The sequence below is a fragment of the Mycobacterium sp. genome, assembly GCF_008709575.1.
Classification (GTDB): Bacteria; Actinomycetota; Actinomycetes; order Mycobacteriales; family Mycobacteriaceae; genus Mycobacterium.
In genome coordinates, this window is record NZ_VYIK01000268.1 from 1 (window position 1) to 784 (window position 784).

At 56.5% G+C, this 784-nt stretch carries 1 protein-coding gene; it reads right to left on the bottom strand.

Features of this window, described 5'->3' with window-relative positions; translation table 11 throughout:
• Window positions 1–692: SDR family NAD(P)-dependent oxidoreductase (locus F6Q13_RS18380; protein ID WP_367141366.1), on the bottom strand; the 692-nt coding region annotated here is incomplete at its 3' end.
• Between the last annotated feature and the right edge of the window lie 92 nt (window positions 693–784).

Below are 784 nucleotides of genomic sequence, written 5' to 3' on the forward strand. Positions count from 1 at the left end.
CCGTCCACCGCGAGGTCGGAGCCAGTGATCCACGAACTTTCGTCCCAGGCGAGAAAAAGCGCAGCGGACGCAATATCTTGAGGCTGACCAATACGTCGCAGCACCGTTTGCTCCACCATCGCTTCGTGCCATTGCGGATCCTGCAACAATGGTATCGTTTGGTTAGTTTCGACAATACCGGGCGAGATTGTATTGGCGCGGATTTGATGTGGTCCACCCTCGACCGCGAGCTGCCTCGTCATAGCTATGATCGCACCCTTGGCCGAGCTGTGGGCAATCTGAGGAAGCTTGGCGATACCGATTTTCCCGGCTGCCGACGCGGTGTTGATAATGGAGCCGCCGCCACGCTTGACTAGATGCGGCCAGGACGCCTGTACCATGTGGAAAACAATGTTAACCTCTTCATTCAGTGTTCTAGCAAAATCTTCAAAAGGTATTTGATCGACCCAGCCGAAGTAGGCCATGGCTGCGTTGTTGTAGACAACATCGATTCCGCCGTAGGTTTCCAAGGCCAGGTCGATCACGGCGTCACAGTTCGAGCGGACCGTGAGGTCACACGGCTGGCGAGAAACCAAGGAGCCCCCAGCCTTCAGGACTGCGGAAAGTGTGGCCTCGGCCCGGTCGGAGTTGAGATCGCACCCTACTACTCGAGCGCCTTCTGCGGCAAACAGCAACGCGGCAGCCATTCCCATGCTGCCGCCAGTGCCGGTGATGACGCATACTTTGCCGTCTAGTGTGCCGCGCCATTAATTCGTTACATAATTGTAACGAATGAGCATCGGCG